Below are 20,935 nucleotides of genomic sequence, written 5' to 3' on the forward strand. Positions count from 1 at the left end.
GTGGAGGCACTGCGGCAGCGGGTTGTCGATCTGGCGTTCGCGCTTGCCTGGGCGCTGGTACGACGGCTGCCTGAGCGGCTCGTCACGGCGATCTTTCAGCGCGCCGCCGATTTCGTCGTCCGGCGCGACGGGCGCGGCGTCCAGCGCCTGAGGGCCAACCTCGCTGTGGTCCGGCCGAACGCGACCCCGGCCGAGCTCGACGCGCTGACCCGCCAAGGGATGCGTTCGTACCTGCGCTACTGGCAAGAAGCGTTCCGCCTGCCCGAGTGGGACGACGCCCGCATCGTCGGCCGGGTCCGTACGGTCAACGAGAAGGTACTCCGCGACGCGCACGCCGCGGGCAAGGGCGTGATCTGCGCACTTCCGCACCTGGCGAACTACGACCACGCGGGCGCCTGGGCGGGCCGGACCGGGATGCCGGTGTCGACAGTCGCCGAGCGGCTGCGCCCCGAATCCCTGTTCGATCGGTTCGTCGCCTACCGTGCCAAACTCGGTATGGAGGTGCTTCCCCTGACGGGAAGCGACGAGCACGTGTTCGGAGTACTGGCTCAGCGGTTGCGGGCGGGCGGTTTCGTGTGTCTGGTCGCTGACCGGGATCTGTCGGAGCGCGGCGTACCGGTGAAGTTCTTCGGCCGGCAGTCGCGGATGCCGGCCGGCCCCGCCGCGTTGAGCGTTCGGACCGGCGCCCCGCTGATCCCGGCGACGCTGCACTACGACGGCCCCGACCTGGTCATCACCTTCCACGACCCGATCGACCGCACCGGCGGACCCGCCCAGATGACGCAGCGCTGCGCGGACGCCTTCGCCACGGGCATCGCCGACCACCCGCAGGACTGGCACATGCTGCAGCGCATTTTTGTCGACTGATGAAGATCGGGCTGGTCTGTCCGTACTCGCTCGGCACGCCCGGCGGGGTGCAGAACCACGTCCGGGATCTGGCCGAGGCGTTGCTTGCCCTCGGCCACGAAGTGTCTGTGCTCGCTCCGGTCGACGACGACCAGGCGCCGCCGTACGTCGTGTCGGCGGGGCACGCGGTCGGGGTGCCCTACAACGGCTCGATCGCGCGGGTGACGTTCGGGCCGCGGACGGCGGCGCGGGTGCGGAGCTGGCTGACCGAGGGTCGTTTCGATGTCGTCCACGTCCATGAACCAACCACACCGAGTGCGTCGATCATCGCGCTCTGGGCCGGCGACGGGCCGTTCGTGGCCACCTTCCATACCTGGCAGGTCCGCTCACGGGCGATGAGCGCGGCAGCCGGGCTGCTGCGACCCGCGCTGGAGAAGCTCGACGCGAGGATCGCGGTGTCGGAGAACGCGCGCTCGATGATGGTGCAGCACATCGGTGGCGAGGCGGTGGTGATCCCGAACGGCCTCTACACGAGCCGGTTCGCGGGCCGGGTCCGTCCCGAGTGGCAGGGCACGGACGGAACGATCAGCTTTCTCGGCCGGATGGACGAGCCACGCAAGGGGCTCGCCGTACTGCTGGCCGCCGTACCGCGGCTGGTCGCCCAGCGGCCCGGGCTGAAGGTGCTGGTCGCTGGAACCGGGCAGGCGGATGACGCTCGCCGGTCGTTGCCCGCGGAGTGCCACGACAACGTGCTGTTCCTCGGCGCGATCGACGATGAGGCGCGGGCCGACATGCTGGCCGGTTCGGACGTGTACGTCGCACCGCATCTCGGGGGTGAGAGCTTCGGGATCGTGTTGCTGGAGGCGATGGCCGCGGGTGCTCCCGTTCTCGCGAGCGATCTGGCCGCGTTCCGGCAGGTTCTCGACGGAGGCCGGCTGGGCGAGCTGTTCGAGCCAGGCAACTCCGATGCGCTCGCCGCGCAGGCTTCCCGGTTGCTGAGTTCGCCTGACGAGCTCGACAAGCTGCGCGAGGCGGGGCGGGCCGCAGTACTGCGGTATGACTGGGGTGCGCTGGTGGGCGAGCTCGTCGCCGTCTACGAGTTGGTGGCGCGGCGATAGCTGTCGAGCAAGGCCTCGCGGGTGGCGGGGGAGATGGTCTTGGCGGGCAGCCCGTCGAGCGCCTGGACGGTCTGGCGGATCTGGTCGAGGTAGCGGTCGCAGCCGTCGCACAGGGCGAGGTGGTCGATGAACCGCTGCTCCGCGTCGGCGTCGAGATCGCCTTCGAGGAAGGTCGTCACCTGTTCCACAAACTCCTGGCAGTTCAGCTCGGTCATGGCTTCGTCTCCTGCGTGTAGTACTCCTCCAGTGTGCCGCGAACGGACGCGCGCGCCCGGTGCAACAGCACCCGCTGATTGGCCGCGGAGATCTCGAGCAACTCGCAGACCTCCTCGGAGCTGTAGCCCTCGACGTCCCGCAAGGCGATCACCGCCCGCTGCCGTTCCGGTAGTTCGTCAAGCGCCGCAGCCAGCAACTCCCGTACTTCGGAACCGAGCACGCCCTGCTCCGGCGTCGGCCAGGCGAGCGGGTACTCCCACCAGTGGCCGGGAAACGGATCTCCGGCCGGCCGGAACCTGGCGGGATCGACGGTTGGTTCGTTGGCGTCGTGAAGCGGCATCACCTTGTGCTCACGCGTGCCACGTCGTTTGGCCGTGTTGGTCAGGATCCGGTAGACCCAGGTCTTCACCGACGAACGGCCTTCGAACCTGCCGATGCCCTCGATCACCGCGAGCCACGTCTCCTGGACGACCTCGGCCGCCGACTCCTCGGTCGACACGAACGTCCTGGCCAGCCGCAGCAGCCCGCCGGACCAGTGGTCGAGAACGAGGCCGAACGCAGCCTCGTCCCCGTCCCGCAGCCGGGCAACGAGCTCCTCGTCCGGCGGGAAGTCGTCCATCGGTTCAGCGTAGTCACGCAGCGGTCCGCTGCACGGGCCGCAGAGTGACCCAGATCAGGGCAGCGCCGGCCAGTACTGCGGCCACGGTGATCATCCAGCCGGAGGTGTAGACCCCGGTTTGTTTGCTGACAGCACCGAAGCCGAGCGCGAAGGGCAGGAACAGAATCCAGGAGACCGCGCTGATCCCGGAGGCAACCCCGGTGCGGATCGTCGACGGTACGGCGTCGTGCATCAAGCGGCTCACATGGATGCCGGCGACAACCACCAGCAGCGCGAGTAAGGTCATCGCGACCGTGAGCGCGATCAGGTTGTGGCTGGTGGTCATCGTGACGCAGGCGAGCAGCATGACGATCGCAACAGCCGCGGCGGAGACTGGCCGATCGAGCCGCAGACGGCCGGCGAGCAACCCGCCGAGGCCGAGCGTCGAGACCAACCCGGCCCAGAACGGACCGTAGAGCACGGCGGACGCGGAGAGTGCGATCAGCCAGAGCGGACCGAACTCGAAGATCGCCTGCAGGATCAGCGCGGACATGATCGCCGCCGCCGCGATCGGAACCAGCCGGCCACGGTGCATGATCGCGCGGTAGGTGATCCCGAGGTGCTCGCGCAGCGGAGAGCGCTCGCTTGCCTCGTGCAGCCGCGGTTCACGGAAGCGAGCCAGCGCGATGAGTGAGAGCGCGATGAACGGCAAGGTGACGAAGTAGGTCAGCCTGGCCGTCGTGACACCCGCGATCCAGCCGCCGGCCAAGGCGCTGAGGACCAGCGCGGTGCTCTCGATGAGGCGAATCCGGCCGATCTGCCGTTCGTAGGCCTCGCTGGTACCGGTCTCCTCGAGGACCGTGTCGTAGACGATCGCCTCCACCGTCCCGGAGTACATGGCGAAGTAGATGCCCAGGACGAGCGCGGCAACGATGTAGGTGATCACGTTCTGGCTGAGGCCGCCGATCAGCACGCTGACCAGCAGCGCGACTCCGGCGACGGCGAGGACACCGCGCCGGGACCAGCGGTCCGCGAGTACGCCGGAAACGACCTCGACGAGCGGGACCAGCGCGGCGTACGCGGCGGCCATCACGCCGATGGTGGCGGCGTCGAAGCCGATCTCGGTCATGAACAGCTTCTCGACCGGCACCCAGAACCCGACCGCCTGGACGAAGGCCATCACCTGCAAAGGCAGCAACCGCCGCGCCAGCGCCCGGCGTACGGGGGACGCTGGTCTTTGCGTCTGGACGACCTGCTCGGCGGCGGTGACTGCTGACATGGTGACCCCAGCTGCTCTCGGCGAAATCTCTTCCGCCGGTGCAGTGTCATGAGGCCGCCAGGCGTTACACCGCGCGGAGGGTGTCTGCCGTGGCCGCGATGGTGTCGGGATCGCCGGGGGTCGGGTGCCAGGGGAGTTGCAGCGGGTCGTCCTTGAAGCGGGGGACTACGTGCAGGTGGGTGTGGAACACGCTCTGCCAGGCGTCGGCGCCGATGCAGCTGAGCAGGTTGGCGCCGTCGGCGTCCAAGCGCTCGATCACCCGGCTGACCAGTGACTGGGCCAGCAACGTGGTCGCGATGAGATCCTCGGGAGCGCTCTCGCGCAGATCGGTGGAATGCTCGCGCGGGATGACCAGCAGATGTCCGCGGGTCGCGGGGTTGATGTCCATGAAGGCGATCGCCCGCTCGTTCTCGGCGACCTGCTGGGACGGGATGGTGCCGGTCACGATCCCGCAGAAAAGGCAGTTCTCGGTCATCGGCCCAGGTTAAACTGCGCGAGCCCATCCGAAACCGAGGAGCCCCATGCCGGACGAGTTGCTCCGCCCCACCATCGGCGCGGACGTCGACCTGTCCGTGCGCCCGTGGCGGCTGATGTCCCAGGCGTACGTCGCATTCTTCGGCGGGGTCATCGCAGCGACCGTGATCGCGGTGGTCAACGCGCGCCGGCTCGGCGTACCGGCGAAGGGCCGGCTGCTGATCCTGCTGTCCGGCGGCGCCGGGCTGATCCTTGCCGCCGCGGCGTTCGTGCTGATGACCGACGAGTTGACCGCGTCGTCGGGGCCGCGGCTGGTGATCCGGGTGATCGCGGTGCTGACCTGCCTGGTCCAGCTGCGGATCCAGCAGCCGATGGATCGCGCGTTCCAGCTGCGCGGTGCGGAGTACAAGTCGCTGTGGGTGCCGGGGATCGCGGCGGTGATCGGTGGCGGGTTGCTCGAGATCGCGCTGCTCGAACTAGTGGCGGTCGCGGTATGAGCGAGCCCGCCGAGGCCAGGCTCCAGCTGGCCGGTCACTGGTTGCAGATCGGTCATCCCGAGCGGACTCTCGCCGAGCTCGAGGGTTTGTGGGGCGACGCGGCGCTGGACTACCGCGCCTTCCTCTTCCGGGGCGCCGCGCTGCACGCGCTGGACCGCAACGACGAAGCGATCGCCGTACTGCGCGACGGCCTCTCCCATTACGGGATGTCGGCACCCTTGCTGCAACTCCTCGGCTCCGCCCTGCGTGCCGCCGGGCAGTTGCGGGAGGCCGAATCGGTCTATCTGCAAGGGCTCAGCCTGGACCCCAACGAGCCGGACCTGTTGCTCGGTTATGCGCTGGTCTGCCTGGCTGCGGGGCAGCCGGACAAGGCGGCTGCCCTGGTCGAGCGCGCAGCGTCATACGCGCCGGAGAGTGCGGCCGTTTCGTCGGCGCGGGCCCAGGTGGCCTTCGCGCAGGGCAAGCACAAGGAGATGCGCCAGCACAGTCAGAAGGCGCTCTCGGTCGATCCCGAGGACCCCGGCGCACAGGCTCTGCACGGTACGGCGGCCATGCTCACCGGTGACGCCAAGTCGGGCTACCGCTCGCTGGCCTCGGCCGCTGCGTCCAACCCGGCCGACGACGACCTCCGCGGAGCTGCTCGGGAAGCCAAGCTGTACAACCATCCGCTGCTGCGGCCGCTGCGACCGATGCAGCGGTTCAACCCGCTGATCGTCTGGATCGCGGCCGTCGCGATCATCCAGGGACTGCGGATCGCGGGGTTCGGGCCGCTCGCGACCCTCTTCGCGATCAGCTGGCTCGCGTACTGCGTCTACTCGTGGGTCGCGCCGCCACTGGTACGCCGCTGGCTCAACTGGAAGTGGGGCTCATGACGAACGACCGCATCTCCGCGCTGCGCAAGGCCGTCGAGGCCAGCCCCGACGATGTCCTGCTGCGCCTCATCCTGGCCGAGTCACTGGTGGCTGCCGGCGAGACGGAGTCCGCGCTGGATGAGTACGTCGTACTGCTCGATCAGCAGGGTCTTCCGGCCGACCAGTTGGTGACCGTCGGTGAGTTGGCCGCGGCCAACGGGCGGCTCGCGTTGCTGCGGAGCTGCCTCGAGGCGGCACGGCAGGCGGGCATCGTCGAAGGGACCGGGCGGCTGCAGCAGTTGGTCGACGAGATGATCACCGAACGCAGCGGCGTACGGGTGAAGGTCGGGCCTGAGGACGAGCCGGTGTTCGAGAGCGACGCGGCCAAGGAGACGACGACCTTCGACCAGGTCGGCGGGATGGACGAGATCAAGCGGGTGATCCACCGGATGGTGATCCTGCCGCTGAGCCGTCCCGAGCTGTACCAGAAGTACGGCCGCAAGTCCGGTGGCGGCGTGATGCTCTACGGCCCGCCCGGTTGCGGCAAGACGCTGCTCGCCCGGGCGACCGCGGGGGAGTGCGGGCTGCCGTTCGTCAACGTCCGGATCGAGGACGTGATGGATCCGTACCTCGGGGTGTCCGAGCGCAACCTGCATGCCGCGTTCGAGCGGGCGCGGGCCAACTCGCCGTGCGTGCTGTTCCTCGATGAGCTGGACGCGCTGGCGTTCGCGCGCCACAAGCACGGTGGGTCGGAGTCGCGGCGGCTGGTCGACGTACTGCTGCAGGAGATGGACGCGATCGGCTCCGAGAACGAGGGCTTGCTGGTGCTCGCCGCCACGAACGCGCCCTGGGACGTCGACGAGGCGATGCTGCGGCCGGGACGCTTCGACCGGGTCATTTTCGTACCGCCGCCGGACGAGCCTGCTCGCGCCGACATCCTTTCGGTGCTGCTGAAGGACGTACCGGCCGCCGGTGTGGACCTCAAGGCGCTCGCCGGGCAGACGCCGATGTTCAGCGGCGCGGACCTGCGCGCGCTGGTCGAGCGTGGCGTCGACCGGGTCATCGACGAGGCACTCAGCAGCGGCGGCGAACCGCCGCTGTCGATGCAGCACCTCTCCGCGGCATTGCCGACGGTGAAGCCGTCCACGCTCGACTGGTTGCACCGCGTTCGCTCGTACATCGAGTTCGCCAACCAGTCCGAGCGGTACGACGACGTCGCGGCCTACCTGCGCAGCCGCGAGATCCGCCGCCGCCTCAGCTGACGGTCTTCTGCCGGGTGGCGACGGAGTCGGGCATCGGTTCGTAGCGGGCGAAGCTGCGGGTGAACGACGCGGCGCCGTGGGAGAGCGAGCGCAGATCGATGGCGTAGCGGGTGATCTCGACCTGCGGGACCTCGGCTTTCACCAGCGTGCGGTCGTCGCCGACGCGTTCGGTCCCGAGGAGCCGGCCGCGGCGTCCGGACAGGTCGCTCATCACGGCACCAACCAGGTCGTCGGGAGTCAGCACGGAGACGAGATCCACCGGCTCCAGCAGGTTGACCTTCGTCGCGGCTGCCGCCTCACGCAGTGCCAGTCCGCCGGCCATCTGGAACGCCATGTCGGACGAGTCCACGCTGTGCGACTTGCCGTCCAGCAGCGTCACCCGGATGTCGACCATCGGATAGCCGGCGCCGACGCCCTTCTCCATCTGCGCCCGGACGCCCTTCTCCACGCTCGGGATGAACTGCCGCGGCACCGCCCCGCCGACCACCTTGTCGACGAACTCGAAGTCCGAACCCTGCGGCAACGGCTCCACCTCGATGTCGCAGACGGCGTACTGGCCATGCCCGCCCGACTGCTTGACGTGCCGTCCATGCCCCTTCGCCTTGCCGCCGAAGGTCTCTCGCAACGGCACCCGCAACTCGACGGTGTCGACCGTCACGCCGTACCGGTTGGCCAGTGCATCGAGAACGACATCGGAGTGCGCCTCGCCCATGCACCACAAGACGATCTGATGCGTCTCCGCGTTCTGCTCGATCCGGAGCGTCGGGTCTTCCGCGGCCAGCCGTTGTAGCCCGACGGACAGCTTGTCCTCATCAGTCTTCGCATGAGCCTGCACTGCGATCGGCAGCAGCGGCTCGGGCATCGTCCAGGGCTTGAGCAGCAACGGCTCGGCCTTGTCGGAGAGCGTGTCTCCGGTTTCGGCACGGGTAAGCCGGCCGATCGCGCACAGGTCACCTGCGGTCACTGCGGGGGCAGGACGTTGCTGCCGGCCGAGCGGGAACGAGAGGGTGCCGATCTTCTCGTCCTCGTCGTGGTCCGCGTGGCTGTTGGCCTCGCCGAAGAAGGACGTGAAATGGCCCGACACGTGAACCGTCGTGTCGGGCCTGATGGTGCCGGAGAACACCCGCACCAGGCTGACCCTGCCGACGTACGGGTCCGAGGTCGTCTTCACCACCTCGGCCAGCAACGGGCCGCCGGGGTCGCAAGCGAGCTTCGGGCGGGACACCCCGTGGGGCGTGAACACCTCGGGCAGCGGGTGCTCCAGCGGCGACGGGAAAGCGCTCGTCGCGATCTCGAGCAGCTCCACCGTGCCGACGGCGGTCCCGCTGCAGACCGGGATGACGGGGAAAAACGATCCGCGGGCCACTGCTCGCTCGAGGTCCTCGATCAGAACTGCCTGGTCGATCTCCTCGCCGCCGAGGTAGCGCTCCATCAGAGTTTCGTCCTCGGACTCCTCGATGACGCCCTCGATCAGGGTGCCGCGGAGTTCCTCGAGCTGATCGGCGTACTGCGGGTCGGGGTCGTGCATGGTCCGTTTGCCGTCGGCGTACTCGTACTGCGTCTGCGACAGCAACCCGACCAGCCCGTCGCCGGCCGGCAGGTAGAGCGGGAGGACTTTGTCGCCGAATGCGTTCTGCGCCGCGGACAGCGCGTTCTCGTAGTTCGCCCGGGCATGGTCCAGCTTGGTGATCACGACCGCACGCGGCATCCCGACCTGGTCGCACTCGTGCCAGAGCGCCTTGGTCGGTTCGTCGACGCCCTCGTTCGCGGCGATGACGAACAGCGCGCAGTCGGCTGCTCGCAGACCGGCGCGCAGCTCGCCCACGAAGTCCGCGTACCCAGGGGTGTCGATCAGGTTGACCTTGACGCCGTCGTGGAGCAGCGGCGCCAGCGCGAGACCGACCGACCGCTGCTGCCGGATCTCCGCGTCGTCGCAGTCGCAGACCGTCGTACCGTCGGCGACGGAGCCGGGTCTGGAGAGTACTCCGGCGGCCACCAGCAAGGCCTCGACGAGGGTGGTCTTGCCGGCCCCGGACGGACCGACGAGCACCACGTTACGAATGGCGGCCGGGCTGTCCGCGACGGGAGCACCACCGCCTTGGGAAGTATTCGCCTTGTCTGCCATGACGTTCCTCCTGGACCACAACCATTCCCCCAACCACCCACCCAGCACAACCCCACAGCTGGGGATCAGGAGGCGGGTTGACTCAGGGCGGAGAGCATGGCCTGGAGGTCGTCCGGGTGAAGGCGGGGTGCAGGTCTGTCGGCCAGCTCGGCTCGGAGGCGGGCGAGTTCGGCGAGCGTCTGCGCTGTGGTCTCACGGAGGCGTCTGAGCTCGTCCTCCGTTTGCGTACTGGTCTGGCGCAGCTGGGTCAACTCGGTCTCGGACTGTACGAGGGCAGCGCGAAGTTCTGTCTCCAGCTCGGCTGCTGCTTCACTCGTCGCCCGGAGGTCAGCTTCGGCTCGCGCTGCCACCTTCTGCGCCGCACTACCAACAGCTTCGGCTGCCGCGGCGCGCTGCTGCTCGGCTGTCAGCTCAGCACGGAGAAGCTCAAGCTCGGCCCGCCGCTCCTGCTCGCCGCGGCTGGCTGCATCTCGCTCAAGCGCCGTCCGCTCGACGGCAGCCACCAACTCCAGCCGCTCTCGCTCGCCGGCGCGCACCTGGTCTTCCAGTGCAGCCAGTACTGCGGCTGCCGCCTCCGCTCGCTGTACTGCGGTGTCTCGCGCGCTGATCGCATCTTGTGTCTGCTGTCTAGCGGCACCGAGGGCCTCGGTGGCTTCCAGGGCCTGCCGTGCTGCGGCGCCCGCGCGATCCACCGCTTCCGCGCGCTCCTTGGCCGCTCGCTCTGCGGCAGCCGTCGCCTGGCGCGTCCGCTGCTCGGCACTCTCACGCGCCTCCTCAGCAACTAGCCGCGCCCGCTCAGCCTCTGCCACCTGGCTGTGAGCCGTCTCCACCGACGCGACCGCCGCTGCCTCGACCTCATCCAGGCGCGCACTCACAGCGGTTAGTGCCGCCGTCAGCGCGTCCACTGGTTCGCGGATCGTCTCCAGGTGATCCCGCAGGCGCTCAGCGTCCAGCCGGAAGGCGTTGCTGCCGGCGTCCAGTCCGAGCGCTCCTAGGGCTTCGCGTTCTGCCCGCGCCATCTGCGCGCAGGTTCTGCCGCCCTCCCAGCGCGTGTCCCGGCAGAAACTCCGCGGCCTCCCGCCCTGCATCCCCGGCGCGGGCAGCTCCGCCCGGCACTTGCTGTATCCGCAGCGGCCAGCCTCTTCGATCATGTCCGTGAGCGTAGAGGTTAGAGGTTATAAAACCTCGAAACCGGTTCGGCGTTTCCAAAACAAAACCTAGAACCAACGAAACCAGTGTTTTGTTGGCGCGATCGGCGAGCCGCCTGAGCTGGAGCCCTGAGCCGGGGGAGGATCGGGCAATGACCGCAGAAATGGACGCTCTGGTTGTCCTGGAGACGCTCAGAGAACCGCCGACCGCGGTCGAACCAGCGGGCGACTGGCCAGGCGTCGACAACCCCGCAGAACTGCAGGCCCAGATCGCCGACTGGCTAACCCAGTACGCCAACCCAGGCACCCGCAAGACCTACGCCTACGCCCTGGGCCTGCCAGCGGACTGGGTAGACGCCCTAGCGGGCGACCGCGTCGGCGGAAGGGTGGCAGCGGCGGGAGCACCACCCGGCGGGAATCTCGCGGCGGACGGAGGCAGGGCCGGGGGAGCCACCGGTACTGGAGCAACCTCGGCGCAGGCAACAGCGCCGGCCACGGCGGGGCCGCCTGTGGGGCGGTTGGGGGTGTTGCATCAGTTGGCGTGGTTTCGGTGGTGTGCTGGGCGGGGGATGGATCCTCGGGCTGCGACAGGTGCTGATGTGAAGGCTTGGTTGCATCAGCTGGATGCGGCGGGCGCGGAGAAGCGCACCCGGCAGCGGATGCTCTCGACCTTGTCCGCCTTCTACGGCCACCTCACCGAGGCGGGCGTAGTACCGGCCAACCCGGCGGCGCTCAATCGTGCTCGGCTCGGCCTCGGCAGTACAGCCCGTGACGCCTCCCCAACCATCCGGCTCACAGCCGCCCAGCTACGCACCTTGCTGGACGCAGCAGCCGAGCTACCCAACCGCACCCGCTACAGAGAGCTCTACGCGAGACGAGCAGTAGCAATAGTCGGCCTGCTCACCCTCGGCCTCCGTGTCTCCGAGCTGGTCGGCTTAGACCGCGACAGCCTGGTCGTGTCCGGCGGAGAACCCATGCTGCGAGTCCTCGGCAAGGGCGGCATCCACCGCGAGGTTTACCTGACCGACCTAGCCGCCAACGCCCTCACCGACTACCTCGCCAAGCGAGACCGAGCCGCCCAAGCCTCCACCCCAGTACTACGGGGCAGGACCAGCGCCAACCGCTCACCGCTGATCGCCACCCGCGACGGCGGCCGGTGCTCCCGCTTCGACATCAACGCCCTACTACGGCGGGTCGCAGTACAGGCTGGTCCTGCACTGGCTGATGTCGCCGACCGCGTGCATCCCCACGCTCTCCGCCACGCGTACGTGACGATCGCGCTCGAGCAGGACGCCCGCATCCAGCACGTGCAAGCCGACGTGGGCCACGCCAACATCTCCACCACCCAGTACTACGACCGCGGCCGCCGCACCCGCGACACCACCGCCGCCGACCTGGTCGCCGCCGCCATCCAGGCCGCGGGACCGACGGACCAAACATCCGCTTGACCTGCCAGTCGTGACTGCCGACGGACCCTCGCCGTCGGTACTGTCACGACATGCGTAGGGGACTCTTCACCGCTGTTGCCGCGACCTTCACCGGGCTGTTCCTGGCGGGCGTCGCGAGCGCGGCTCCGGCCGCGGCCAGCGGCACAGGTACTGCCGACGTCGGCGACGTCGTGACGAACATGCAGATCGACTACAACGTCACCGCCGATGGCGTGCTGCAGGTGAAGGAGACGATCGACTACAGCTTCGGCAGCCTCGGCCGGCACGGCATCTACCGCAACCTGATCACCCGCGAGGTGTACGCCACCGACAGCTCGAAGGACCAGAAGTACGAGATCTCCAACATCCGGGTCAGCAGCCCCACCGCCCCGGACAGCTTCACCGAGAGCACCGAGAAGTCCAACAACCAGCGCGACCAGAGCATCCAGATCAAGATCGGCGACGCGGACAAAATCGTCACCGGCCGCAAAGCGACCTACGTCATCCAGTACGACGTCCGCGGTGCGCTGCGGCACTTCGACGACCACAGCGAGCTCTACTGGGACGCGACCGGCAACGGCTGGGACGCAGTACTGCAGAACGTCACGGTCAATGTCACGGTCCCTGATGGCGTCCAGAAAGTCGAGTGCTTCGCCGGTCCGCCGGACCGGACCTGTGAAGGCAAGACCGTCACCGCCGGCCAGGCGACCTTCCAGCAGTCCAACCTGACCCGCGGCAAGCAGCTCACCATCGTCGCGGGCATCAAGGCCGGCGTAGTCAGCAACGACACCCCGATCGTGGTCGACCCGCCGGGCTTCCTGGAACGCTCCGGCCTGACCGTCCCCGGCCTCGCCGGCTCCGGCGCGGTCACGCTCGCCGCCATCGCCGCCGCCTTCCTCTACAGCAAGAAGGGCAACAAGGACCTCCGCTTCGCCGGGATGCCGCCCGGCACCTTCCCGCCCAACGGGGTGGTGGGTGTGCCGGTCAAGGACGACCTGGACGACAGCCAGATTCCGGTCGCGTTCTCGCCACCCAGGATCCCGGTCGCCGAAGGCGGGCTGCTGATCGACGCGAAGGCGAACACCACCGAGACCGCGGCGACCCTCATCGACCTGGCTGTGCGCGGCGGCATCCGGATCGACAACACGGGCACCGAACAAAAGGCCGTGCTGCTGAACCCGGCGGTCGCGACGGTTCCTCACGAGCAGCGGCTGATGCAGGGATTGTTCCCGACGCTGCAGCCAGGGTCCGAGATCGTCCTGGAGCGACGGCCGGTCGGCGACACCTCGATGCGGCAGGCGCACGATGCGATGGTCGCGCAGCTCCGTGAACAGATCCGGCAGCGCGAGTGGTACGTCCGGCTGCCGCGCGCCGGCGGCGGTTCGAGTTTCGCCAGCGGCGCGAAGATCGCCTGTATCGGCATGATCGCCATCTGGGCGTTCGGGGCCGGGATCGCCGGCACCGTGATCGGCGCGGCGACCGGTGGTTTCGGGCGGGCCGTCAGCATCATCCTCCCGGTGGCCGCGGTGCTGATCGCGATCGGCGTCTGGTTCAGCATTCGGGGCCGAGGGCAACGGAATGCTGCCGGCCGCGCGGTGACGGACCAGCTGATCGGCTTCCGGACCTACCTGGCGACGGCCGAGGCCGACCAGCTCAGGTTCGAGGAGGGCGAGGACATCTTCAGCAAGTACTTGCCCTGGGCCATCGCCTTCGACCTGGCGGACCGCTGGCAGCGCGTCTGCGCCCAACTGGTCGCGGCCGGCCGGATCCCGCCGGACCCCTACTGGTACTCAGGTCCGTCCTACTACAGCTCGGGGTTCGCCGCGGGCAACATCAGCCAGACCGTGGCCCACACCTTCGACCCGCCGCCTGCCCCGGCCGGAAGTGGCGGTGGCGGCGGCAGCTCGTCCGGCTTCAGCGGCGGCTCGTCCGGCGGCGGTGGAGGCGGCGGAGGCGGCGGCTCCTGGTAGTCACAAGCCGGTACTGCGACGTGGTGCTTGCAAGCCGTTACCGGGAGACGGCATCTAGCCGGTACTGCGATTCCGCAGGCACCCGATGAGCGGGGGACTCTCGGCCGGGGCCGCCGCGCGCATGGCGGCGGCCCGGAGCACGTTGGTGGAACGCCTTCAGAACAAGGCGTTCAGACCCGCACTCGGGTCAGACCTTGCCGCCGGCTGCGGTCGGCGCCGTCGGGTCACTGCCCTGGTCGCCGACCACCTCGCGAGCGAGGAAGTCCTCCAGGTGGAACAGGTTGTCACCGGCCCGCTTCGCGACGTTGACCAGCGTCGTCATCGCGGAGACTTCCTCGACCTGCTCCTTGAGGAACCACTGCATGAACTGCTCGCCGACGTAGTCGCCGTCGTCGCGCGCGGTCCGGGCCAGCGTCTCGATCTGCTTGGTGACGGTGATCTCCTGCTGCAGCGCGAGCTCCAGCGGCTCCAGCGCGGTCTTGAAGTCGTTCACGACCTCGCCGACGCCGGGGATCTGCGGCCGGATGTCCATGTCCAGCAGGTACTGCACCATCATCATCGCGTGGTTGCGCTCTTCCAGCGCCTGCTTGTAGAAGTGCCCCGCGAGCTGCGGCAGGTCCTGGTCGTCGTACCAGACAGCCACTGCCGTGTACTGGTGCGACGCCGTGAACTCGTTGCGAATCTGGTCTTGAAGAAGTTTCTGGTACGTGCTCATGCTGGCCAATCTAGTGCGCCGCAGACGATTTCTCACCGTTGGCGAGGCTGGCCTAACAGCATGTCAGAAGCCGCTGTCACGCCTTCCCGCGGACGTGCGCCCGGATAGCGGGCAGGTTGCCCAGCGGAGCGAAGTACCCGCTGATCCCGTGGTCGAAGGTGATCGCCGCGATGCCCTGCTGCAGCCAGACCGGCGCCTGCGCGACCGTGTCGTCCGGGGTCAGCGCGAGCACCAGCACCTCGGCGTCGGCGGGACTCAACCCGTTCTCGATCGCGAACCCACGGGCCCGCTGCGCGGAGGTGAACGCCATCAGGAACGGCTGGTCCTGGTGCACCCCGACGAACGGTTGCGGGTTGTCCGGCTCGCCGCGCTGCACGAACCACCAGCGCTCCAACGCGAAGGTTGCCCCCCACAACTTTTCCTGGTTCGCCGTACTGGGGTCGGCCGCCACGGCCGCCGACAGCGCGTCGGTGGCAGCGGGTTCGATCGTTTCCGTCATGTCTCTACCGTACGAGATCAGCGGTTCCCGAGCCGGACAATTTCCCGGTCGTCGCCGGGAAGTGTGACGGTTACCTCCTGGCCGTCGACGGCGACCTCGATGCCCTCGGCAAGTGCCTCCGGGCGGATCGCGTCACGAGTCAGCAACACCGCGTGCACGAGCACCGCGGGCTCACCGGTGTGCGCCACGGTCAGGTACGGCGTGGCCGAGTGCGGCCCGAACGGGTTCGCCCCGAGATCGCGGTGCACCCCGGCCTCGTCGTACCCGTGCAGGTTGACCACGGCCGACATCAGCCCGTCCGAGTTGCGCGCCGACGCCCACGCGGGCTCCTCGCCAACTGTTGCCGTCGGCAATGAGTCGCCCGCGACGGCGTACCCACCGGTCCGGACCAGTACGCCGGCCGGCCCGTGCACCAGTGAGCACCGGATCTCCCACCCGGCGTGCACCACGGAGGCGGTCTCGATCGGCCACGGCCCGTCACCGCCGACCCACGCGTTGTGCCAGGAGGCCGCGGATCGTGTGCCGACGCCGAGCCGGCGGATCCGTCCGCGGTAGCTCGGTTTGCCGTGCTGATCGACGAGCGAGGTCAGGTTGTCCACCCGTTGCAGCGAGGCGGCGTCGGAGATTTCGGGTCCGGCGTGGTTGGCATAGGCCAGCCGGTCGTAGTGCGGGTCAGCAGCCGGCTCCACTCCCTCCGGCTCGGCCGGGGGAGCGTGGTCGGCGCCGTGGTTGATCAGCTTGACCACCTGGTCGTGCCTGCTCGCGTGGACCAGCCAGCCAGGCGCGGGCATCGCGCGGACCTGGTCAGCCTCATCCAGCGGGACCGAGTCCTCCGGGTCCGACCAGACCGGATGCTCCGGCGGCAGGAGCAGCCCGATGAAGCCCTTCGACGCCCAGTACGGCGAACCAGGCCCGGAGTACGCCTGCGTGGTCGGCAGGAACGTGTCGTACCACCCCAGCGTCAACAGTCCCCGCTCATCCGGTACGCCGTGCTGCACGAAGTGACGCGCAATTCCGGAGCACAGGCGTCGCGTGGCGCCCGGCGTGATCGGGGAAGCGTCCAGGAGCTGCCCCATCCAGTAAGGCGTCGCCGCGGCCATCCGATACGTCAACGACCTGCCCTGGTAGACGGGCGCGCCGTCGTTGCCCACCAGGTGGATGGCATCTTCCAGGAACAGGCTCAGCCGATCCCGGTACACCTTCAAGCGATCCTCGTACTGCGCGCCCGGGGTGGCCGCCGCTATCCGGGTCCAGATGCCCGGGTAGAGGTGCATCGCCCAGCCGATGTAGTTGTCGAAGTTCTGCCCGTCGCCGTCGGAGTACCAGCCGTCGCCGACGTACCAGTCCTCGATCCGGTCCAGGCCGCCGTCGATGTCCTCCTGGGAGTACGGCGCCCCGACCGAGGCGAGGAACTGCTCGCTGACCACCTGGAACAGCCGCCAGTTGTTGTCGTGCGTGGTCGAGCCGATGAAGCCACCGAGCCACTCCGCGACGTGCTCCTGCGCGCGGGTGTCGAGCCGGTCCCAGATCCACTCGCGGGACTCGTGCAGCGCGACGGCGATCGCGGCGGCTTCAACCATCTGCTGTGAGCGGGGAGTGAGGCGCAGCCACGCCTCGGGGTGGTCCGGGTCGGCGCCGTTGGTGACGCCGCGAACGTACCGCTCGATCAGTTTTTCGCAGCCCTCGCCGCGCACGCCGGCGATCCGGAAGGCGGCGAGCATGAACGATCGGGCGAACCCTTCCAACTCGTCGGACGCAGTACCGGAGCGGCTGGGTCGGCCGGGCAGGACGACGCGCGCGTTGCCGGGGGAGAAGTACGGGACGAGTGAGTCGAGCAGGTGGTCGGCGAGCGCCTCCCAGTGGGCGCGCACCCAGCCGGTCTGGCGGGACAGCACCCGGTCGGTGTCAGGCAGCACGAGGCGTGTCATGCGATTCTCCCCAGTTCGGCGGCACTGATTGTGTGTTGTAGAGGAGCGCCGGAGGCAAAACGTTCCATCTCACTGACCGCGAGTTCTCCGAGCCGCGCGACCTCGTTGCCGACGGCACCCGCTACGTGCGGCGTCAGGAACACGTTCGGCAGGTCGAGCAGCGGCGAGTCCGCGGGCAACGGCTCGGGGTCGGTCACGTCCAGGACCGCATCGAGCCGTCCCGAGCGGCATTCCTGCTCCAGCGCGGCGGCGTCGACGATGCGTCCCCGAGCGGTGTTGATCAGCACGGAGCCGTCCTTCAGCAGACCGAGCAGACGAGCGTCGACCAGCCCGACCGTCTCGGGCAACAACGGCGCGTGCACGCTCAGGACGTCGCTGCGACTGAACAACTCGTCCAGCTCCACGAGTTCGGCGCCAAGCTCAGCAGCCTCGGTCGCGGACAAGTACGGATCACTGATCAGTACTTCGAGGTCGAACGCGCGAAGCCGCTCCGCCACCAGCCGCCCGATCCGCGAGGCACCCAGCAGTCCGACGGTGTTCCCATAGTTGCCCGGCACGGTGCTGTGATCCGGTCGCTGCCTGTTCGCCTTGTACTCCGCTCCGAGGCGGAACGCGCGCTTCCCGCTGAGCACGATCGTGGCGGCCGTGAACTCGGCCACCGGCAGCGCGTTGGCCACCACCGCGGAGGAGACCTGGATACCGCGCTCGAAGGCGGCCGGGTCGACGAAGTGCTTCACCGAGCCGGCTGAGTGGATGATCGCCTTGAGCTTCGGTGCCGCGTCGAGGACCTCCGGCGTGATCGCGGGGCAGCCCCAGCCGGTGAGCAACACGTCGACCTCGCCGAGGGCAGCCTGAACCTCCGGATCAGCGAGGAACGGCCCGCCAGGCCCAATGGCAAGCACGTCCGCCACCCGCTCGAGGCGCTCCCGGACCGCGGGGACCAGCACGCGGACACGGCTCGACTCGTTCATCGCCAGCATGACCGTCGGCCGGCCGCCGGCCGCGGAGGTGGCCGACTCGCCGGTCGCCGGACCAGGCTGGGTGGCTGCCTCGGTCGAGGGCTGGGCGGACGACTGGGCGGGGGAGGCGGTCGGTTCCGATTCGGTGCGCACAGGAGCACGCTAGCAAGCGCTTTCCCACAATGCTCGTCCTAGGGCATGTCCAGCCGTCTTCGAGCACCTCGACGCAGCCGCAACCAGCGCCGCGGCGTACCGGCGGTGACAGCAGGTGAGAAAAGATCCCATGAGCCGGAATTCCTGCCCGGAGCGGCGACGTTGTTGAAAGGGAAGGCAGGATAGAGGGGCCGACCCGCCCTGAAGGCCACGAGAAGGAGACGACGATGCTGCGACCGGACGACCTCTACGAGATCGTCGACGAGTCGGTGGCCACCGGCCCGGCGGCTGCGCCGAAGGTGCTGGTGCATTCGCTCGACGGGTTCATGGACGCCGGCCAGGCCGGCCGGGTGACCGCTGACCACTTGCTCGAGGTGCTGGACAGCCGGCTGCTCGCGCGGTTCGACGTCGACCTCCTGCACGACTACCGGGCCCGCCGTCCCGAGGTGACGTTCGCCGAGGACCGGTTCATCGACTACAGCCCGCCGCAGCTGTCCCTGCACCTGCTGAAGGACGACGCGGGCGTGGAGTTCCTGCTGCTGGAGGGCGTCGAGCCTGACAACCACTGGAACCGTTTCGCCGGTGCTGTCCGCCAGCTGATCGAGCTGTACAACGTGACGCTGACCGTCGGCGTGCACGGCATCCCGATGGGCGTGCCGCACACCCGCCCGCTCGGTCTGACGGCCCACGCGACGCGCCCCGAGCTGGTGACCCGCTCGAACATCTGGGACGGCGAGATGCGGCTCCCGGCGAGCGCCGCGACCATGCTCCAGGTCCGCCTGGGGGAGGCCGGCAAGGACGCGATGGGCTTCGCCGTCCACGTGCCGCACTATCTCGCGGAGAACCGCTTCCCAGGCGCAGCGCTGGCTCTGGTCCACGCCATCTCGGCAGCGACCGGCCTGCTGCTCCCCAGCAAGGCACTGCTCGACGAGGCGGCCGTGACCGGCCGGATGGTCGACGAGCAGGTCGAGGCGTCCGAGGACGCCGCCTCCGTGGTCAACGCACTGGAGACCCAGTACGACGCTGCCGCCGGCTCGCTCAGCCGTGGCAGCCTGCTCGCGGGCTCGACGCCCTCCGCCGACGAGCTCGGCGCCGAGGTCGAGCAGTTCCTCGCCGAGCTGAACCGCGAAGAGGACAACTAAGTACTACGAACCACAGCGGCGGCCGGTGCACGTGAGTGCCCGGCCGCCGCTGTGCTGTGGTTCGAGCGTCAGGCGGAGAGGCTGGCGCGCTGCTCGGTGCCGCGGGTGAGCGCGTTGTCGAGCGAGATCCGGCCGGCGCCGACGACGGCGATCGTCAGCGACAACAGGCCGAGGACAACCACCAGTTCCCAGCCGCCGGTCGCCACGAAGACGCCGTTGGACATGTGGACGAAGAGGAACGCCCCGACCATGTCCAGCGCGAGCAGCACGCCGGCGACCGTGGTCAGCGCGCCGAGGATCAGGGCTGCTCCACCGATCAGCTCGACGGCCGCCGCGTAGTACGCGGACAGCGTCGGTGCGGGCACGCCCATCTGGTCGAAGCCGGCGGCGGTCTTGTCGAGACCGTTGGTGCTGAACTTCTGCCAGCCGTGGGCGATGAAGATCACGCCGAGGCCGACGCGCGCGACCAGCAGAACCAGGTCGCGGGCGGCGTGAGCGGGCCGGGTCAGCGTGCGAAGGGAACTCAAGACTGCTCCTGTCGTTCGTAGGTAAGATGGTTGAGCGTTCATCAATGTACCCAAGGCAACCGAAAGCTCACCGAAAAGGCCGTGAGCGGTGCTTTTGGCCTCGCCTTCGGCTCGGCGGGTCATGGGGCTAACCTCCCGGTCTTCCCTCGTCGCTCCGTCGCTTCGCTCCTCCGCTCCTCAGTCCAGACCGGGAGGCCCCATGACCGGGCGTCCTTCCCTCATCGGTCAAGGCTGGGAGGCCCCGTGCTCGCAGTACGGGCAGAAACTGACAGGATGAGGTATGCCCGAGTCGCTGGAGGATCTGGTCGAGCTGCTCGACCTGGAAAAGCTCGATGCCGATCTGTTTCGCGGCCGGCAGCCGCAGACGTCCGCTCAGCGGGTGTTCGGCGGTCAGGTGCTCGGCCAGGCGCTGGCGGCGGCGAGCCGCACGGTCGGCCCGGATCGCGTGGTGCACTCGCTGCACGGATACTTCCTGCGGCCGGGCGACACGTCGGTGCCGATCGAGTACCAGCCGGAGCTGATCCGCGACGGGCGTTCGTTCAGCAGTCGCCGGGTGGTCGCCACGCAGCACGGCAAGACGATCTTCTACATGTCCGCCTCGTTCCAGGTGCCCGAGCGTGGGCTCGACCACGCCGACCCGATGCCGGACGACCTGGTGCCGCCAGACGAGGCGCCGACGCTCGCGTCAGTCTTCGAGGCGGCCAGCGGGCGCAAGGCCGAGGACTGGAACAAGGAGTGGGCGGCACTCGACGTCCGGCTGGCCGGGTTGACCGGGCGGCAGTTCTGGATCAGGGCCGCGGGCAAGCTTGACGACGATGCGGCCTTGCACGCTTGCGTTCTGGCCTATGCGAGTGACCTGACGTTGCTAGGGGCAAGCTTGTTGCCGCACGGCATCATCATCGGCGACCGGCGGATCCAGCCGGCCTCGATCGACCACGCACTCTGGTTCCACCGGTCGTTCCGGGCAGACGAGTGGCTGCTGTACGACCAGGCGTCGCCGTCGGCTTCCGGGGCTCGTGGGTTCGCGACCGGGCGCCTGTTCAGCCAGGACGGGAAGCTGGTTGCATCGGTCGCGCAGGAAGGGCTGATCCGGCCGATCGGGCTGGATCTGGACGACGAGTGAGCTCGATCCGTCTGCTACATTTGACGACATGATTCAGCGCGCAGCAGTGACGACGACGCCGAGGTTTGTCCCGGCGCG

The 20,935-nt window shown here is 68.8% G+C and carries 20 protein-coding genes; 9 read left to right on the forward strand and 11 right to left on the reverse strand.

Annotated elements, in window-relative coordinates; genetic code table 11:
- Both AB0F51_RS04170 and AB0F51_RS04175 read left to right on the forward strand, forming a co-directional pair.
- Entirely contained in the window at positions 1-867 is an 867-nt protein-coding gene (locus tag AB0F51_RS04170; RefSeq protein WP_360273695.1) for a phosphatidylinositol mannoside acyltransferase, read from the forward strand.
- Complete coding sequence (locus AB0F51_RS04175; protein ID WP_360273698.1) at positions 867-1,964, forward strand: glycosyltransferase family 4 protein; 1,098 nt, start codon at positions 867-869, stop codon at positions 1,962-1,964. The genes AB0F51_RS04170 and AB0F51_RS04175 overlap by 1 nt, the downstream gene beginning before the upstream one ends.
- Here AB0F51_RS04175 and AB0F51_RS04180 read toward each other — a convergent pair.
- From AB0F51_RS04180 to AB0F51_RS04195, 4 genes are all read right to left on the reverse strand, one after another.
- Positions 1,940-2,179 (reverse strand): zf-HC2 domain-containing protein, encoded by a 240-nt coding sequence (locus tag AB0F51_RS04180; RefSeq protein WP_360273701.1) that lies wholly within the window; start codon positions 2,177-2,179, stop codon positions 1,940-1,942. The two genes, AB0F51_RS04175 and AB0F51_RS04180, sit on opposite strands and share 25 nt — an antisense overlap.
- Positions 2,176-2,799, reverse strand: coding sequence for a sigma-70 family RNA polymerase sigma factor (locus AB0F51_RS04185; RefSeq protein WP_360273704.1), 624 nt, complete (start codon positions 2,797-2,799; stop codon positions 2,176-2,178). Before AB0F51_RS04185 ends, AB0F51_RS04180 begins: the two co-directional genes overlap by 4 nt.
- 13 nt (positions 2,800-2,812) lie before the next feature.
- Positions 2,813-4,057, reverse strand: a complete 1,245-nt coding sequence (locus tag AB0F51_RS04190) for an MFS transporter (RefSeq protein WP_360273706.1) — start codon at positions 4,055-4,057, stop codon at positions 2,813-2,815.
- Between the two features lie 64 nt (positions 4,058-4,121).
- Positions 4,122-4,532 (reverse strand): HIT family protein, encoded by a 411-nt coding sequence (locus AB0F51_RS04195; protein ID WP_360273708.1) that lies wholly within the window; start codon positions 4,530-4,532, stop codon positions 4,122-4,124.
- 46 nt (positions 4,533-4,578) lie between these two features.
- Between AB0F51_RS04195 and AB0F51_RS04200 the strand changes: the two genes are divergently transcribed.
- From AB0F51_RS04200 to AB0F51_RS04210, 3 genes are read left to right on the forward strand one after another with little or no spacing between them, the layout of a single operon-like run.
- Complete coding sequence (locus AB0F51_RS04200) at positions 4,579-5,028, forward strand: hypothetical protein (RefSeq protein ID WP_360273711.1); 450 nt, start codon at positions 4,579-4,581, stop codon at positions 5,026-5,028.
- Positions 5,025-5,900 (forward strand): tetratricopeptide repeat protein, encoded by an 876-nt coding sequence (locus tag AB0F51_RS04205; protein ID WP_360273714.1) that lies wholly within the window; start codon positions 5,025-5,027, stop codon positions 5,898-5,900. Before AB0F51_RS04200 ends, AB0F51_RS04205 begins: the two co-directional genes overlap by 4 nt.
- The gene (locus AB0F51_RS04210) at positions 5,897-7,141 is read left to right on the forward strand and encodes an ATP-binding protein (RefSeq protein ID WP_360273717.1); all 1,245 of its coding nucleotides are present in this window, start codon (positions 5,897-5,899) and stop codon (positions 7,139-7,141) included. Before AB0F51_RS04205 ends, AB0F51_RS04210 begins: the two co-directional genes overlap by 4 nt.
- On the opposite strand, the gene AB0F51_RS04215 is transcribed toward AB0F51_RS04210, so the two are convergent.
- Both AB0F51_RS04215 and AB0F51_RS04220 read right to left on the reverse strand, forming a co-directional pair.
- Positions 7,134-9,266, reverse strand: a complete 2,133-nt coding sequence (locus AB0F51_RS04215; protein WP_360273719.1) for an elongation factor G-like protein EF-G2 — start codon at positions 9,264-9,266, stop codon at positions 7,134-7,136. The genes AB0F51_RS04210 and AB0F51_RS04215 overlap by 8 nt on opposite strands.
- 65 nt (positions 9,267-9,331) lie before the next feature.
- A complete protein-coding gene (locus AB0F51_RS04220; protein WP_360273721.1) occupies positions 9,332-10,417 on the reverse strand; it encodes a hypothetical protein in 1,086 nt (361 codons plus the stop codon).
- Positions 10,418-10,566: 149 nt separating this feature from the next.
- Here AB0F51_RS04220 and AB0F51_RS04225 point away from each other — a divergent pair, with 149 nt between their 5' ends.
- Positions 10,567-11,862, forward strand: a complete 1,296-nt coding sequence (locus AB0F51_RS04225) for a tyrosine-type recombinase/integrase (protein ID WP_360273724.1) — start codon at positions 10,567-10,569, stop codon at positions 11,860-11,862.
- A gap of 50 nt (positions 11,863-11,912) precedes the next feature.
- On the forward strand, positions 11,913-13,811 hold the full coding sequence (locus AB0F51_RS04230; protein ID WP_360273726.1) for a DUF2207 domain-containing protein: 1,899 nt from the start codon (positions 11,913-11,915) through the stop codon (positions 13,809-13,811).
- Between the two features lie 187 nt (positions 13,812-13,998).
- Here the strand turns inward: AB0F51_RS04230 and AB0F51_RS04235 are convergent, their stop codons facing one another.
- The 4 genes from AB0F51_RS04235 to AB0F51_RS04250 form a co-directional block, all read right to left on the reverse strand.
- Entirely contained in the window at positions 13,999-14,526 is a 528-nt protein-coding gene (locus AB0F51_RS04235; protein ID WP_360273728.1) for a ferritin, read from the reverse strand.
- A 76-nt stretch (positions 14,527-14,602) separates the two neighbouring features.
- Positions 14,603-15,025, reverse strand: a complete 423-nt coding sequence (locus AB0F51_RS04240; RefSeq protein WP_360273730.1) for a hypothetical protein — start codon at positions 15,023-15,025, stop codon at positions 14,603-14,605.
- Positions 15,026-15,042: 17 nt separating this feature from the next.
- A complete protein-coding gene (locus tag AB0F51_RS04245) occupies positions 15,043-16,953 on the reverse strand; it encodes a DUF2264 domain-containing protein (RefSeq protein WP_360273733.1) in 1,911 nt (636 codons plus the stop codon).
- Positions 16,950-18,065 carry a hydroxyacid dehydrogenase gene (locus AB0F51_RS04250; RefSeq protein ID WP_360273735.1) on the reverse strand — a complete coding sequence of 372 codons (1,116 nt, stop codon included), beginning with the start codon at positions 18,063-18,065 and terminating at the stop codon, positions 16,950-16,952. Before AB0F51_RS04250 ends, AB0F51_RS04245 begins: the two co-directional genes overlap by 4 nt.
- A gap of 227 nt (positions 18,066-18,292) precedes the next feature.
- Between AB0F51_RS04250 and AB0F51_RS04255 the strand changes: the two genes are divergently transcribed.
- A complete protein-coding gene (locus AB0F51_RS04255; protein ID WP_360273738.1) occupies positions 18,293-19,207 on the forward strand; it encodes a PAC2 family protein in 915 nt (304 codons plus the stop codon).
- A 68-nt stretch (positions 19,208-19,275) separates the two neighbouring features.
- On the opposite strand, the gene AB0F51_RS04260 is transcribed toward AB0F51_RS04255, so the two are convergent.
- Positions 19,276-19,734, reverse strand: coding sequence for a DoxX family protein (locus AB0F51_RS04260; RefSeq protein ID WP_360273741.1), 459 nt, complete (start codon positions 19,732-19,734; stop codon positions 19,276-19,278).
- 280 nt (positions 19,735-20,014) lie between these two features.
- Here AB0F51_RS04260 and AB0F51_RS04265 point away from each other — a divergent pair, with 280 nt between their 5' ends.
- The gene (locus AB0F51_RS04265) at positions 20,015-20,857 is read left to right on the forward strand and encodes an acyl-CoA thioesterase II (RefSeq protein WP_360273744.1); all 843 of its coding nucleotides are present in this window, start codon (positions 20,015-20,017) and stop codon (positions 20,855-20,857) included.
- The last annotated feature ends 78 nt before the right edge of the window (positions 20,858-20,935 follow it).

This window comes from Kribbella sp. NPDC023855, assembly GCF_040639475.1.
Lineage (GTDB): Bacteria > Actinomycetota > Actinomycetes > Propionibacteriales > Kribbellaceae > Kribbella.